The 14427-nt window shown below is 61.4% G+C and carries 13 protein-coding genes and 1 pseudogene; 4 read left to right on the top strand and 10 right to left on the bottom strand.

Annotation, left to right across the window (positions count from 1 at the left end):
* Positions 1-319: 319 nt before the first annotated feature.
* A pseudogene (locus tag CW267_RS20200) lies at positions 320-529 on the top strand (hypothetical protein); the annotation flags it as partial.
* 89 nt (positions 530-618) lie between these two features.
* Entirely contained in the window at positions 619-1341 is a 723-nt protein-coding gene (locus CW267_RS20195) for an ABC transporter ATP-binding protein (protein WP_008805739.1), read from the top strand.
* On the opposite strand, the gene bioD is transcribed toward CW267_RS20195, so the two are convergent.
* The 4 genes from bioD to bioB are packed head-to-tail and all read right to left on the bottom strand — an operon-like array spanning position 1283 to position 4931.
* Positions 1283-2005 carry a dethiobiotin synthase gene (bioD, locus tag CW267_RS20190; protein WP_012542397.1) on the bottom strand — a complete coding sequence of 241 codons (723 nt, stop codon included), beginning with the start codon at positions 2003-2005 and terminating at the stop codon, positions 1283-1285. The two genes, CW267_RS20195 and bioD, sit on opposite strands and share 59 nt — an antisense overlap.
* Positions 1998-2753: a malonyl-ACP O-methyltransferase BioC gene (bioC, locus tag CW267_RS20185; protein WP_023339815.1), complete on the bottom strand. Its 756-nt coding sequence runs from the start codon at positions 2751-2753 to the stop codon at positions 1998-2000. Before bioC ends, bioD begins: the two co-directional genes overlap by 8 nt.
* Positions 2737-3894 carry an 8-amino-7-oxononanoate synthase gene (gene bioF, locus CW267_RS20180; RefSeq protein ID WP_023339814.1) on the bottom strand — a complete coding sequence of 386 codons (1158 nt, stop codon included), beginning with the start codon at positions 3892-3894 and terminating at the stop codon, positions 2737-2739. The genes bioC and bioF overlap by 17 nt, the downstream gene beginning before the upstream one ends.
* Entirely contained in the window at positions 3891-4931 is a 1041-nt protein-coding gene (gene bioB, locus CW267_RS20175; RefSeq protein WP_008805734.1) for a biotin synthase BioB, read from the bottom strand. Before bioB ends, bioF begins: the two co-directional genes overlap by 4 nt.
* Positions 4932-5016: 85 nt before the next feature.
* On the opposite strand from bioB, the gene bioA reads away from it, so the two are divergent.
* Entirely contained in the window at positions 5017-6306 is a 1290-nt protein-coding gene (gene bioA, locus CW267_RS20170; RefSeq protein ID WP_012542401.1) for an adenosylmethionine--8-amino-7-oxononanoate transaminase, read from the top strand.
* 70 nt (positions 6307-6376) lie between these two features.
* The gene (locus tag CW267_RS20165; RefSeq protein WP_012542402.1) at positions 6377-6853 is read left to right on the top strand and encodes a kinase inhibitor; all 477 of its coding nucleotides are present in this window, start codon (positions 6377-6379) and stop codon (positions 6851-6853) included.
* 257 nt (positions 6854-7110) lie between these two features.
* Here the strand turns inward: CW267_RS20165 and CW267_RS20160 are convergent, their stop codons facing one another.
* The 6 genes from CW267_RS20160 to CW267_RS20135 form a co-directional block, all read right to left on the bottom strand.
* A complete protein-coding gene (locus CW267_RS20160; protein ID WP_022065242.1) occupies positions 7111-8493 on the bottom strand; it encodes an amino acid permease in 1383 nt (460 codons plus the stop codon).
* 98 nt (positions 8494-8591) lie between these two features.
* Positions 8592-10118, bottom strand: a complete 1527-nt coding sequence (gene hutH, locus CW267_RS20155) for a histidine ammonia-lyase (RefSeq protein WP_032729716.1) — start codon at positions 10116-10118, stop codon at positions 8592-8594.
* Positions 10115-11803, bottom strand: coding sequence for a urocanate hydratase (gene hutU / locus CW267_RS31410; protein ID WP_008805729.1), 1689 nt, complete (start codon positions 11801-11803; stop codon positions 10115-10117). The genes hutH and hutU overlap by 4 nt, the downstream gene beginning before the upstream one ends.
* A gap of 142 nt (positions 11804-11945) precedes the next feature.
* The gene (locus tag CW267_RS20145) at positions 11946-12671 is read right to left on the bottom strand and encodes a histidine utilization repressor (protein ID WP_008805728.1); all 726 of its coding nucleotides are present in this window, start codon (positions 12669-12671) and stop codon (positions 11946-11948) included.
* A gap of 61 nt (positions 12672-12732) precedes the next feature.
* Positions 12733-13689, bottom strand: a complete 957-nt coding sequence (hutG, locus tag CW267_RS20140; RefSeq protein ID WP_023297244.1) for a formimidoylglutamase — start codon at positions 13687-13689, stop codon at positions 12733-12735.
* On the bottom strand, positions 13686-14427 hold a 742-nt coding region (locus tag CW267_RS20135; RefSeq protein ID WP_165787456.1), incomplete at its 5' end, for an amidohydrolase family protein. The genes hutG and CW267_RS20135, both read right to left, overlap by 4 nt.

The raw sequence follows: 14427 nt of genomic DNA, 5'->3' as shown, positions 1-14427 counted from the left end.
GTACATTACTATGATAGCGTCAGTAAACGGCTTATTTCGGCGCCATGGTGCGCATAAAACGCGCGCCGGGTGGAATAATCCTCCGGCCGGCAGGGTTATCCCCAGAAATTTTTACCTTTTAACATTTGTCAAGCGGACGGGTGAAAGTTTTATGGCAGTAGATGACGCTTTTCTTACACCCATTGATTTTATATAACACGCTGATATTTAAGTGCTTTAACGAAAAGACGCCTTTCGCGCCAATTCAGCCGCAGGCCGCGTACGCTCTAGCTTACCGCAGGTTTTCTAACTCTAATGCACAAGGTTATCCACAGGAATAGTGGATAACTGTCTGCAGCCCAAGACCGCCGCCGCCCGGCGCAAATCGACTTTCGCTGTAAACCGTGCGGCGAAAAATTTTTATCGAACTATTTTTGATAACTATCCGTTTAAAGCCGCTCGATTTTTGCTGCTTTTTGCACCACCCTTTAGCGTCGGGCACCGGAAAAGTGCAGCGCCCGCGCTGACTATGCCCGATGGTGTCGGCGTTTCGCGGTTTTTTCCGAGCGTTCTTTTTCCTGGCAAGAGTTTTGCAGCATCTTTCTGTCGCCCTGACGCCAGGATAAGGAGAAAACGTCCATGTTGAATTTACAGGCAGTAAATCATTTTTACGGTAATCAGCACTCGCTGTGGAATGTCGATCTTGAACTACGCCCGGGAGAGTGCATTGGCGTACTGGGACGCGAGGGAATGGGAAAAACCACCCTGGTCAACTGCATTGCCGGCCATCTGCCGGTGGCCAGCGGTCGGATGACCTGGCATGACATTGGCGCCCCGCCGTGCGATCTCACCCCCCTGTCCGCTCAGTCGCGCAGCGCCATCGGCATCGGCTACGTGCCGCAGGATAAACGCATCTTTTCCCAGCTCAGCGTGGAAGAGAACCTGCATATTGCCCTGGCGGCCGGGAAACCCGGGGCTAACGCCAGCGGCGGCGAAATTTATGACCATTTTCCCGAACTCTATGCGCTACGGCAGCGCAAAGGCGCTTCGCTAAGCGCCGACGATCAGTACCAGCTGGCGCTGGCCAGGGCGCTGATCGTCCAGCCACGACTGCTGATCCTTGACGAACCCTCACGCGGCGCAGGGCCGCGCTGCCTGCAAAAGCTGGCGGAATTGCTGCTGCGGTTAAATCGCGATATCGGTCTGACGGTGCTGCTCGCCGAGCAGCACCTGCCCTTTATCCGCCGGGTGGCGGATCGGTTCTGTGTCCTTCACCGGGGGCGTAATGTCGCCGAGGGCGATATTATGGCGCTGGATGAACCGCTGCTGGCGCAGTGGATGACGCCAGATCCAGCGCGCTGAGATCCAGATACTGGCCGAGATCGTCGCGCTGCGCGATATCGACAAGCCACGGTATTTCACCAAGAAACGGCGCGGCCAACCGGTTTTTCAGCGTCGCCAGATATTCGCCATGGCGCTTGCCCGGCGGCTGCACGTCATTGGCGATCCAGCCCGCCAGCGGCAGCCCCGCCTGGCGCACCGCCTGGGCGGTAAGCATCGCATGGTTGATACAGCCGAGCTTGACCCCCACCACCAGAATCACCGGCAGCTGCTCCTGCTGCGCCCAGTCGGCGAAGGTCAGGGTGTCCGAGAGCGGCGTAAACCAGCCGCCGGCCCCTTCCACCAGTACCCAGTCTGCCAGGCGCTCCAGTTCGCGTAAGCCACTGGAAAGCGCCGCAGCGGCAATCGGTCGCCCTTCATCGGCGCTAATAATATGCGGCGAGGTCGGTTCGGCAAAAGTATAAGGGTTGACCTGTTCATAGCTCAGCGCCACCCGGCTATTACGCTGCAGGGCCAGCGCATCTTCATTGCGTAACCCTTGTGCGGTCAGGTCGCTACCGGAAGCCACCGGTTTATAGCCGGCGGTGTTAAAACCCAACTGGTTCGCCGCCTGCAGCAGCGCGCTGCTGGCGACCGTTTTCCCGACTTCAGTATCGGTTCCGGTGACGAAAAAACGTTTAGTCACGTTCAATGACTCCTGTAAAAAGATAATACGTCAGCGGGCAGATACCCTGCTGTTGCGGCCAGGCCAGCTGCAGTTCGCGCAGTTTGCCGCGGCCAAGCGGGGCGGATGCCCTCCCCTGGTGCAAATGGGTAGCGCCGATGCCCTTCAGGGAGCGCATAGCGCTCAGCGCATCGGCGAACGGCAGGCTAATCTGATGAACGACGCCTTCGGCGCGCAGGCCGCTCAGTGCGGCCCTTACCGCCGGTTCGCTGAGAAAACGGTTGGCATGTGGCCGGTCGTCGATAGCCTGCCACGCCTGATTGAGCTCCGGCAGCGATCCGGCCAGCAGCGTGGTAAACGCCACCCGCCCGCCGGGCCGCACCACCCGGCACAGCTCGCCGATCGCCGCGCGCAGATCGTCGCACCACTGCACCGCCAGGTTGCTCCATGCCAGATCGACGCAGCCATCCGGCAGCGGCAGCGCTTCGATATCGCCCTGCAGATAATGCTGTGCGGCGTTGTGGCGCTGCGCCTGGGCCAGCATGCCGGCGGAGAGATCCAGCGCGGTCACCACGCTGCCCGCCTCACGCCAGTAGCGGCTCATGCTGCCGGGGCCGCAGCCGGCATCCAGCACCTGAGCAAAATCGCGGCGCGCCAGCTGGCGCAGCAGCAGATCGGCGCTACGCCGTTGCAATTCATCATGTTGCGTATAGCCGCTGGCCGCCCGGCCAAACGCCGCGGCCACCGCCTGCTTATTCACCGTGACCATGCAGCGCCTCCAGTAAACGGTTAATGTCCTCAGCCTGATGAGCGGCGGTCAGGGTCAGACGCAGGCGAGCGCTGCCGACCGGCACCGTCGGTGGTCGGATCGCCGTCGCCCAGCAGCCGGCCTCGCGCAGACGGCAGGCCAGGCTCAGCGCTCGCGCGTTATCGCCGACGATCAGCGGCTGGATCGCGCTGACGGAATCGGTCAGCCCCAGCGACACATCGCCCATCCCTGCACGGAACTGACGGATGCGGGCGGCCAGAGTTTCCCGCCGCTGCTGGCCCTCATCGCTACGAATGACCCGCAGCGCCGCGCTCAGCGCCACCGCCTGGGCGGGCGGCATGGCGGTGCTGTAGATCAGATGACGGGCAAACTGCAGCAGATAATCGGCCATCGATTCGCTGCACAGTACCGCCGCGCCGCTCACCCCAAACGCCTTACCGAAGGTGACCACCAGCAGCTCCGGGCGCACCCCCTGCGCGGCGCAGCTTCCACGCCCTTCCTCACCAACCACGCCGATGCCGTGGGCGTCATCCGCCAGCAATACCGCCCCGGCGGTCTGCGCTGCGGCATGAATGGCCGCCAGCGGCGCGCTGTCGCCGTCCATACTGAAAATGCCTTCAGTCACCACTAACTGCAGACCGTCCAGCGGTTTCGCCAGCAGTTGCGCGAGCTGCTGCGGATCGTTGTGGGCAAAGCGCCGCAGCTGGGCCGGGCTGAGGCTCGCCGCTTCCAGCAGGGAGGCGTGGCTCAGGCGGTCGGCGACAATCCGATCCTCTTTTTCCGCCAGCGCGGCAACCAGCGCCTGATTGGCGGCAAAGCCGGAGATAAACAGTAGCGCGCGCGGGTAACCGAGCCAGTCGGCAAGTTCCTCTTCCAGCGCGCGGTGGGCCTCACTATAGCCGCTTACGTGGCCCGATCCGCCGGAGCCGACGCCATAACGTTCCGCCCCCTGCTGCCAGGCGGCGATAATGCCGGCATGCTGGCTCAGGCCCAGGTAGTCATTACTGGAGAAGTTGAGCCAGCGCTCCCCTTCACGCTCCAGCCAGCGTCCGGCGCCGTGGCTTACCGGCAGGCGACGGCGAAACGCCTCCGCCGCCCGCCGCTCGTCCAGCGCCCGCTCGATTCGTTGCTGCCAGGTCATAGCGCCGCCGCGTTGTAATATTCCTCAGTGTCGGGGGTGAGTAAGGCCTGCTCCAGGCGCTGCTGCTGCTCATTATCGCCTTCCAGCACCGCCGTCTGCTGCGGGTTGATTCCCAGCTTGCGGAACAACTGCAGGTCTTTGTCCTCTTCCGGGTTCGGCGTGGTGAGCAGCTTGCAGCCGTAGAAAATCGAGTTCGCCCCGGCCATAAAGCACATCGCCTGGGTCTGCTCGTTCATCTGTTCGCGGCCGGCGGAGAGACGCACGTAAGAGGTGGGCATCATGATGCGTGCGATGGCGATGGTGCGGATGAAATCGAAAGCGTCGACATCGTCGTTATCCGCCAGCGGCGTGCCTTTAACTTTCACCAGCATGTTGATCGGCACACTCTCCGGCGGCGTCGGCAGATTAGCCAGCTGCAGCAGCAGCCCGGCGCGATCTTTTACGGTCTCTCCCAGCCCGACGATGCCGCCGGAGCAGACTTTGATCCCGGCATCGCGCACTTTATCCAGCGTATCCAGACGCTCCTGATAGGTACGGGTGGTGATGATGTTGCCGTAAAATTCCGGCGAGGTGTCGAGGTTATGGTTGTAGTAATCAAGCCCCGCGCCGGCCAGGCGCTGCGCCTGGCTATCGGTAAGGGTACCGAGCGTCATACAGGACTCCAGCCCCAGCGCCTTGACGCCTTTCACCATCTGCTCCAGATAGGGCATATCGCGGTCATTGGGGTTCTTCCACGCCGCGCCCATGCAGAAGCGGGTGGAGCCGGCGTTTTTCGCCTGACGTGCCGACTCCAGCACCTGCTCGACCTCCATCAGGCGCTCGGATTCAAGACCGGTTTTGTAGCGTGCGCTTTGCGGGCAATATTTACAGTCTTCCGGACAAGCGCCGGTTTTAATCGACAGCAACGTACTGACCTGCACCTGACGCGGGTCAAAATGCTGGCGGTGGATTTGCTGCGCTTCGAATAACAGATCGATGAGTGGTTTATTAAATAACTCAGTAACTTGCGACATTGTCCAGCGTGCGTGGTGAGCCATTAGCCTCTCCAAAAGGTTTTGTTAATTTGCGGTTCGGTTTATACTCGTAAACCTAAATGTTTTCAAAATGGTTTACAAGTCGCTTATGACACTGGACGATCTCGCCTTCGATCGGCGCCACATCTGGCACCCCTACACCTCTATGACTTCTCCCCTGCCGGTCTACCCGGTGGTTTCCGCCCACGGGTGCGAGCTGTCCCTCGCCGGCGGTGAACAACTGGTTGACGGCATGTCCTCCTGGTGGGCGGCGATCCACGGCTACAATCACCCGCGCCTCAATGCGGCGATGAAAGCGCAGATCGATCAGATGTCGCACGTGATGTTTGGCGGGATCACCCATCCGTCGGCGGTGGCGCTGTGCCGCCAACTGGTGGCGATGACCCCGGAATCGCTGGAGTGCGTTTTCCTCGCCGATTCCGGTTCGGTGGCGGTAGAGGTGGCGATGAAAATGGCGCTGCAGTACTGGCAGGCCAAAGGCCAGCCGCGTCGTCGTTTCCTGACCTTCCGCAACGGCTATCATGGCGACACGTTCGGCGCGATGTCGGTCTGCGATCCGCAGAATTCAATGCACAGCCTGTGGCAGGGCTATCTGCCGGATAACCTGTTTGCCCCCGCGCCGCAAAGCCGCTTCGACGGCGAGTGGGATGAGCTGGATATGGTGCCGTTTGCCCGCCTGATGGCCGCGCATCGCCACGACATCGCCGCGGTGATCCTCGAACCGATCGTCCAGGGCGCCGGCGGAATGCGGATGTACCATCCGGAGTGGCTGAGGCGGGTGCGTAAAATGTGCGACCGGGAAGGGATTTTGCTGATCGCCGATGAGATTGCTACCGGCTTTGGCCGCACCGGCAAACTGTTCGCCTGCGAACACGCTGGTATCGCCGCCGATATTCTGTGTCTGGGTAAAGCGCTGACCGGCGGCACCATGACTCTTTCCGCCGCACTGACCACCCGCGAGATCGCGGAAACCATCAGCAATGGCGAAGCCGGCTGCTTTATGCACGGCCCCACCTTTATGGGCAATCCGCTGGCCTGCGCGGTGGCAAGCGAAAGCCTGCGCCTGCTGGAGAGCGGCGAGTGGCAACAGCAGGTGGCGGCGATTGAAGCCCAACTACAGGCCGAGCTGGCTTCGGCGCGGGGATCTGCGCTGGTCGCCGATGTGCGCGTGCTGGGCGCGATTGGCGTGGTTGAAACCCGGCGTCCGGTAAATATGGCCGCCCTGCAGCGCTTTTTCGTCGAACAAGGGGTGTGGATCCGCCCGTTTGGCCGTCTGATTTATCTGATGCCCCCGTACATCATCACGCCCAAACAGCTGACCCGCCTGACCCGTGCGGTCAACCTGGCCGTGCAGGACGAAACATTTTTTAGCGAATAAACAGCGGATTTGCGCCGCCGGGAAGGCTACACTTCTTTGTTAATCTGCACATTATCAATGAGGATGAAGCATGAAATTGATCAGTCACGATCTCCAGGACGGCGGCAAGCTGCCTAATCGTCACGTCTTCAACGGCATGGGCTATGATGGCGACAATATTTCGCCGCACCTGATGTGGGATGATGTGCCCGCGGGCACCAAAAGCTTTGTCGTCACCTGCTACGACCCGGATGCACCGACCGGCTCCGGCTGGTGGCACTGGGTGGTAGTCAACCTGCCTGCCGATACTCGGGTGCTACCACAGGGTGCCGGCTCCGGTCAGGCGGAGCTACCGGAAGAGGCCGTTCAGACCCGCACCGATTTTGGTAAGGCAGGCTACGGCGGCGCGGCACCGCCGAAGGGCGAAACCCACCGCTACATTTTTACCGTCCACGCCCTGGATATCGATAAGATTGATGTCGATGCCGAGGCCAGCGGCGCGATGGTCGGCTTTAACGTCCATTTCCATTCCCTCGCCAGCGCTTCCATCACCGCCCTGTTCAGTTAATTATCCCCCCGGATAGCGGCTTGCGCCTTATCCGGGCAACCCACGGTGCCGGTATATTGTCGGGTGGCGCTACGCTTACCCGACCTACAATATCCTTAGACCTACGCAAGCGCAGCGCCGCCGGGCGATTGCCGCGGGCGCGGAGCCGCTTTTATGCCGGGCGGCGGCTGACGCCTTGCCCGGCCTACGGTCCTACAATACTACGCTCCGTGCCATTTGTAGCCCCGGTAAGCGCAGCGCCACCGGGGAGATTGACCTTACTGTTCCGTGGCCACCTGCAGCGCGGTTTTACGCACGCGTGCATACCACACCACCGTCAGCAGCCCCAGCCAGACCAGCCCGGCTAACAGCGCCACGCGCGTCTCTTCCACCATTCCCAGCACGGCGATCACCAGCCCCATAAACAGTAGCGTCAACAGCGGGCCAACCGGCCAGAAGGGGATCGGGAATTCGATCTTACTGCGCTCTTCGGCCGACAAACCGCGGCGCATCGAGAAATGAGAGAGCAGGATCATCAGCCATACCCAGACGGTGGCGAACGCCGCCAGCGAGGCAATCAGCACAAAGACTTGCTCCGGCATCAGATAGTTAAGCACCACCGCCACCAGCAGCGCCACGCCCATCACCACCACCGTCATCCAGGGTACGCCGTTGCTGGCAATCCGCTGGAAGCACTTCGGCGCAAGCCCCTCTTTCGACATGCCGTACATCATGCGCCCGGCGCCAAAAATATCGCTGTTAATCGCCGAGATACTGGCGCTAATCACGATGATATTCAGCACGGTCGCCGCCGCCGGGATCCCGAGGCCATCGAAGATCAGCACAAACGGACTGCCCTGCTCGCCAAAACTATTCCACGGGAAGATCGCCATCAGCACCGCCAGGGTGCAGACGTAAAACAGAATAATACGCAGCGGAATGGTGTTGATGGCCTGCGGGATGACCTTCTTCGGGTTCTGCGCTTCCGCCGCGGTGACGCCGATAATTTCCACGCCGCCGAAAGCGAACATCACGATGCCAAGCGAGGCGATGATCCCCTGCCAGCCATGTGGCGCAAAGCCGCCGTGGCTCCACAAATTTTCCAGCCCGGTAGCCGGGAAACTATGGCCAAAGCCAAAGAAGATGATCCCCGCGCCCGCCGCCATCATGGCGATAATCGCCACCACTTTAATCAGCGACAGCCAGAACTCCATCTCGCCGAACACCCGCACGTTGCACAGGTTCATCGCGCCAATAAAGAAAATGATGCTGAGGATCCAGATCCAGCGCGGCACATCGGGATACCACAACCCCATATAGATACCGAACGCGGTGACGTCGGCCAGCGCCACGATCACCATTTCAAAGGTATAGGTCCAGCCGGTGATAAACCCGGCGAGCGGCCCGAGATACTGGCGCGCATAGCTGCCAAAGGAGCCGGAAACCGGATTGCGCACCGCCATTTCACCCAGCGCGCGCATGACCATAAAGACCGCCGCGCCGCCAATCAGGTAGGCCAGCAGCACCGCCGGGCCCGCCGCCTTAATGGCGGAGGCCGAACCGTAGAACAGCCCGGTGCCGATAGCGGAACCGAGCGCAATAAAACGAATGTGTCGGGCATTCAGCCCGCGCAGCAGATGCGGTTTGTGTTGTTGTTGCATATACAGGTGTCCTGATTTTTTTATATGACGACAAATATGCGATGTAGGTCGGCCGGGGGAATGACTTCCCCCGACGCGGGTACAGAGAACAACGGTGATTAATGCAGTACGGCAGGCAGCAGACGCGTCAGGTGACGTGCAGCCAAAAGTGCAATGGCATTTTCAATATCAGGGGCGAAGAAACGATCCTGCGTATAGTGAGATACGCGTTCGCGCAGCAGATGGCGCGCCTCTTCCAGCAGCGGACTGGTGGTCAGCCCTTCGCGCATATCCAGGCCCTGCACCGCCGCCAGCCACTCAACGGCCAGTACGCCGCGGGTGTTTTCCGCCATCGCCCACAGGCGACGGCCGGCAGCCGGCGCCATCGAGACGTGGTCTTCCTGGTTGGCGGACGTCGGCAGGCTATCAACGCTATGCGGGTGTGACAGCGCTTTGTTTTCACTGGCCAAAGCCGCCGCTGTGACCTGGGCAATCATAAACCCGGAGTTGACGCCGCCATTTTTCACGAGGAACGGCGGCAGCTGCGACATATGGCTGTCCATCATCAGCGCGATACGACGCTCGGAGAGCGAGCCGATTTCGGCGATCGCCAGCGCGATATTATCCGCCGCCATCGCCACCGGTTCGGCGTGGAAGTTACCGCCGGAGATGACGTCATTTTCGGCGGCAAAGACCAGCGGGTTATCGGAGACCGCATTCGCTTCGGCTAACAGTACTTCCGCCGCCTGGCGGATCTGCGTCAGGCAGGCGCCCATCACTTGCGGCTGGCAGCGCAGTGAGTACGGATCCTGAACCTTGGTGCAATTATGATGCGACCGCGAGATCGCGCTGTCATCGGTCAACAGGTGACGATACAGTGCCGCCGCATCAATCTGCCCGCGCTGGCCGCGCACCTCGTGAATACGCGCGTCGAACGGACGACGCGAACCCAGCGCCGCTTCAGTGGTTAACGCCCCGCAGACGACCGCGGAGGCGAACAGATCTTCGGCTTCGAACAGACCGCGCAGCGCAAAAGCCGTCGAGGCCTGGGTGCCGTTCAGCAGCGCCAATCCCTCTTTCGCCGCCAGGGTAATCGGTTCCAGCCCCGCCTGACGCAGCGCGTCGGTGGCCGGCAGCCATTCGCCGCCGCGTACCCGCGCTTTGCCTTCGCCCAGCAGCGTCAGCGACATATGCGCCAGCGGTGCGAGGTCACCGGAGGCGCCGACGGAACCTTTCGCCGGGATCCACGGCGTCACGCCGGCATTCACCAGGCCAATCAGCGCCTGGATCACGCTCAGGCGGATCCCGGAGAAACCGCGGGACAGGCTGTTAATCTTCAACACCATAATCAGCCGCGCCAGGTCGTCGTCCAGCGGCTCACCTACGCCCGCCGCATGGGACAGCACCAGCGAACGCTGCAGGTTCTCCAGATCGTCCGTCGAGATACGGGTTTGCGCCAGCAGGCCAAAACCGGTGTTGATACCGTAGGCGGTACGCCCTTCGGCAAGGATGGCGTTGACGCAGGCCACGCTCTCATCAATGGCGGCAAACGCGCTGCTGTCGAGGGTAATGTTCAGCGGGTGGCTGTAAACCTCGCGGAGCTGCGACAGGCTCAGTTTCCCCGGAATGAGCGTTAACGATTTCATTTAGCGTTCCCCTGCGTTGCTGCCACCATCGGAAGATTCAGACCCTGTTCTGCTGCGCATTCAATAGCAATATCGTAACCCGCATCGGCATGACGCATCACGCCGGTCGCCGGGTCGTTGCGCAGGACGCGAGCGATACGCGCCGCCGCTTCATCGGTACCGTCACAGACGATAACCATCCCGGAGTGCTGCGAGAAGCCCATACCTACTCCGCCGCCGTGGTGCAGCGACACCCAGGTCGCGCCGCTGGCGGTGTTAAGCAAAGCGTTCAGCAGCGGCCAGTCGGATACCGCATCTGAGCCGTCGCGCATGGCTTCGGTTTCGCGGTTCGGGCTGGCGACGGAGCCGGAATCAAGGTGATCGCGGCCAATCACGATCGGCGCGGAGACTTCGCCGCTGCGCACCATTTCGTTAAACGCCAGACCGAGCTTCTGACGCCACTCCAGGCCTACCCAGCAGATACGCGCCGGCAGTCCCTGGAAGCTGATGCGCTCGCGCGCCATATCCAGCCAGTGGTGCAGATGCTTATCATCTTTAATGATCTCTTTCACTTTCGCGTCGGTTTTGTAGATATCCTGCGGATCGCCGGACAGCGCTACCCAACGGAACGGGCCGATACCCCGGCAGAACAGCGGGCGGATATACGCCGGCACGAAACCCGGGAAATCGAAGGCGTTGCTGACGCCCACTTCCTGCGCCATCTGGCGAATGTTGTTGCCGTAGTCGAAGGTCGGCACCCCCATCTCGTGGAAGGCCAGCATCGCCTGCACGTGGTCGGCCATTGAGCGTTTCGCCGCCAGAATGGTGCCCTGCGGATCGGATTCGGCTTTCTGCTGATACTCCTCCCAGCTCCAGCCTTTCGGCAGATAGCCATGCAGCGGATCGTGGGCGCTGGTCTGATCGGTAACCATATCCGGGCGCACGCCGCGTTTCACCAGCTCTGGCACGATATCCGCAGCGTTGCCGCACAGCGCGATGGAGATGGCGCGGCCTTCGGCGGTGTATTTTTTGATGCGCGCCAGGGCGTCATCCAGAGAAGTGGCCTGTTCATCTACGTAGCGGGTACGCAGACGGAAATCGATGCGGCTCTGCTGACATTCGATGTTCAGCGAGCAGGCGCCCGCCAGCGTCGCGGCCAGCGGCTGCGCGCCACCCATGCCGCCCAGACCGGCGGTTAATACCCAACGGCCTTTCAGGCTGCCCTGATAGTGCTGGCGACCGGCTTCGACGAAGGTTTCGTAGGTGCCCTGCACGATGCCCTGGCTACCGATGTAGATCCAGCTGCCGGCGGTCATCTGGCCGTACATCGCCAGCCCTTTGGCATCCAGTTCGTTGAAGTGTTCCCAGGTGGCCCAGTGCGGAACCAGGTTGGAGTTAGCGATCAGCACGCGCGGCGAGTTTTCATGCGTTTTAAAGACGCCGACCGGTTTGCCGGACTGCACCAGCAGAGTCTCGTCGCTTTCCAGGTTTTTCAGCGCCTTCACGATAGCGTCATAGCATTCCCAGTTGCGCGCAGCGCGACCAATACCGCCATAGACCACCAGCTCATGCGGGTTTTCAGCGACATCGGGATCGAGGTTGTTCATTAACATACGCAGCGGCGCTTCGGTCAACCAGCTCCTGGCGGTCAGCGTCGTGCCTCTCGGTGCACGGACGTCCAGCTGGCGATATTTGCTTTGCGACATCGGGGTTTCTCCTGACAATTAACGTTGTGTACGTAGATACATATACTTGTCTATACAACTATGCGCAAGCCAGGATTTAACAGAAATGATACAATTTTGTTATATTGCGTCAGCAATCACGTTTTGCTGACGCCAGGGAAAATTACGAGCTGAAATGGCCCTGCAGACGGTAGCGCGCGCCGGGGAACAGCAGGCGAGCGTGTGAGACGATATGCGTCTTCGACCAGGTGCGACGGCGAATGAGCAGGCAGGGATCGTGCGGCAGAATGCGCAGCAACGCGCACTCCTCTGACGTCGCCTGCACCGCCTCGACAATATGTTCGCCTTCGGTTAATGGCGCGATCAGCGACAGATAATCATGCGGCGTGGTAGTGGTGTAATCCTGTAACAAGTAATCCGGCACCACCGCAGCATTCACGCAGCGATCTTCGATTTGTACCGGAACCTCGTTTTCGAAATGCACCATCCGTGAATGAAAGATACGCGTGCCTTCGGCGACGGTGAGCGCCTCCGCCTGAATGAGATCGGCTTCGGTCTCCTCCAGCAGCAGCACTTCACAGCGGTGCTGATGGCGACGAGAGACAATTTCATCGGCAATGCTGCGCACTTCAAACAGCGCCGACTGCCCTTTCGGCTCGGCGACGAAGGTCCCGACCCCCTGCAGCCTGACCAGCAGGCCTTCATCCGTCAGCTCGCGCAGCGCGCGGTTGATGGTCATCCGGCTGAAGCCGAACTGGGCAACCAGTTCAGCCTCCGAGGGAATTCGGTCGTGCGGACGCCACTCGCCGCGGTAGATTTTTTCGCTAATCGCCTGCTTCACCTTTTCATAGAAAGGCGCGGGCGCGGAACGAGGTTGTTGTGCAAACATGGCCTGGCTTTCCTTATGCATAATAAGCGGAGCGGCGAAGCGAAAATAATAGCGCGGATCGCTAGCGCCACCAATGGGCGATTTGCCATGCCAGACGGGCCGCCGCGCGGGCACCCTGTCCGTCGATGTCAAATTGCGGATTAAACTCGACCAAATCCACCGCCTGCAGCTTTCCGCTGCGGCACAACGGCTCAACGATGCGCAGCAGGATTGCCAGCGGCACGCCCAGCGCCGCCGGCGCGGAAACCGCCGGCATTTCGCGCGCCGGCAGCACGTCGAGATCGATGGTCAGATACAGACGATCATACTGCGCGATATTGCGCTCCAGCTCCGGCAACACGTGAGTGTCGAAGGCCGCCAGCACCGCCAGATCCTCAACGACAGCCACCTGGCGGCGCGCTGCTTCATCCCATAGCGCCTGGGTGTTCGCCGCCCGGCTGACGCCGATGCAGGTATAGTGAAAACCGCGCTGCTGGGCGTCACACTCCAGCGCCAGCTGGCGGAACGGCGTCCCGGAGCTGGCGCATTCGGCAAAGCGTAAATCCAGATGCGCATCGAGATTAATAATGCCCACTTTTTCGCCCGGAAAGGCATCCAGAACCCCAGCGCCATGGCCGAAGGCCGTCTCATGACCGCCGCCCAGGACCAGCGTGCGTTTGCCGGCACGCTGGCAGGCGGCCACCGCCTCGCGCAGCGCCTGATGCGCGGCTTCTAACTGTTCGCCGTCGACGCTGATGGTGCCCATATCCACGCAGCGGTCGTGGCCCTGATGGCTGGCCATATTGGCCAGCGCCCGGCGCAGCGCTTCCGGACCATGCCCGGCGCCGGTACGCCCTTTGTTACGCCGGACGCCTTCGTCACAGGCGAAGCCGAGCAGCGCGATATCACCGGGCATCTCCTGCGGCGCGAAGCGTTCCGCGCGGGCGATAGTCTGGAACAGGCGCAGCGCATTGGGCGCTTCCGCGCTATCATCGCGTCCCTGCCAGAGACTGGCGGGCGTAGCTTGCCACAGCATCATTGCCGTTCTCCTCGTACCACGCGTCCCCAGAGCGGCGCGCGCCCCGGCTCATACACCATCTCGACCGGATGCTCGGCATCCCAGATGGCAAAGTTAGCCACAAAGCCCGCCGCCAGCTGACCGTGGCTGTCCTGCCGCCCCAGCGCCCGCGCGGCATGGCGCGTTACCCCGGCCCAGGCCTCTTCCGGCGTTAAACCAAACTTGACGCAGGCCATGTTCATCGCCAGATGCAGGCTGGCGAAGGGGCTGGTGCCGGGGTTGAAATCGGTCGCCACCGCCATCGGCACCTGGTATTTGCGCAGCAGTTCCACCGGCGGTTTGCGGGTTTCATTAAGGAAGTAGAACGCGCCGGGGAGCAGGGCCGCCACGGTGCCGCTTTCGCGCATCGCCGCCACGCCCTCTTCCGTCAGATACTCGATATGGTCGGCGGACAGTCCGTGATAGCGGCTCACCAGCTGCGCACCGCCCAGCGACGAGAGCTGCTCAACGTGGCCTTTTACCGGAATGCCCAGCGCCTGCGCCGCCTGAAATACGCGCTCGGTTTGCTGCGGGCTGAAGCCAACGTTTTCACAGAAGACGTCAACGCTTTCAAACAGTCCCTCCTGCCACAGCGTCGGCAGTATGGTCTCGCAGACCAGCGAGATATAGCCATCGGCATCTCCTTGATATTCCGGCGGCGTGGCGTGGGCGGAGAGCAACGTCGCCGACAGTTCCACGCCATTGTCGTCGGCCAGCTGG

This window comes from Klebsiella sp. X1-16S-Nf21 (assembly GCF_002837615.1).
Taxonomy (GTDB): Bacteria; Pseudomonadota; Gammaproteobacteria; order Enterobacterales; family Enterobacteriaceae; genus Klebsiella; species Klebsiella variicola.
The sequence above is the reverse complement of the archived record's forward strand: the minus strand, read 5'-3'. Positions and strand labels throughout refer to the sequence as shown.

What these genes read in the sequence shown, in the direction of transcription:
- CW267_RS20160 (WP_022065242.1), bottom strand. Translation starts at nt 8,493, where the DNA reads ATGCAACAACAACACAAACCGCATCTGCTGCGCGGGCTGAATGCCCGA.
- CW267_RS20165 (WP_012542402.1), top strand. Translation starts at nt 6,377, where the DNA reads ATGAAATTGATCAGTCACGATCTCCAGGACGGCGGCAAGCTGCCTAAT.
- bioA (WP_012542401.1), top strand. Translation starts at nt 5,017, where the DNA reads ATGACACTGGACGATCTCGCCTTCGATCGGCGCCACATCTGGCACCCC.
- CW267_RS20195 (WP_008805739.1), top strand. Translation starts at nt 619, where the DNA reads ATGTTGAATTTACAGGCAGTAAATCATTTTTACGGTAATCAGCACTCG.
- bioB (WP_008805734.1), bottom strand. Translation starts at nt 4,931, where the DNA reads ATGGCTCACCACGCACGCTGGACAATGTCGCAAGTTACTGAGTTATTT.
- hutG (WP_023297244.1), bottom strand. Translation starts at nt 13,689, where the DNA reads ATGATGCTGTGGCAAGCTACGCCCGCCAGTCTCTGGCAGGGACGCGAT.
- bioC (WP_023339815.1), bottom strand. Translation starts at nt 2,753, where the DNA reads ATGGTCACGGTGAATAAGCAGGCGGTGGCCGCGGCGTTTGGCCGGGCG.
- bioF (WP_023339814.1), bottom strand. Translation starts at nt 3,894, where the DNA reads ATGACCTGGCAGCAACGAATCGAGCGGGCGCTGGACGAGCGGCGGGCG.
- hutU (WP_008805729.1), bottom strand. Translation starts at nt 11,803, where the DNA reads ATGTCGCAAAGCAAATATCGCCAGCTGGACGTCCGTGCACCGAGAGGC.
- CW267_RS20145 (WP_008805728.1), bottom strand. Translation starts at nt 12,671, where the DNA reads ATGTTTGCACAACAACCTCGTTCCGCGCCCGCGCCTTTCTATGAAAAG.
- hutH (WP_032729716.1), bottom strand. Translation starts at nt 10,118, where the DNA reads ATGAAATCGTTAACGCTCATTCCGGGGAAACTGAGCCTGTCGCAGCTC.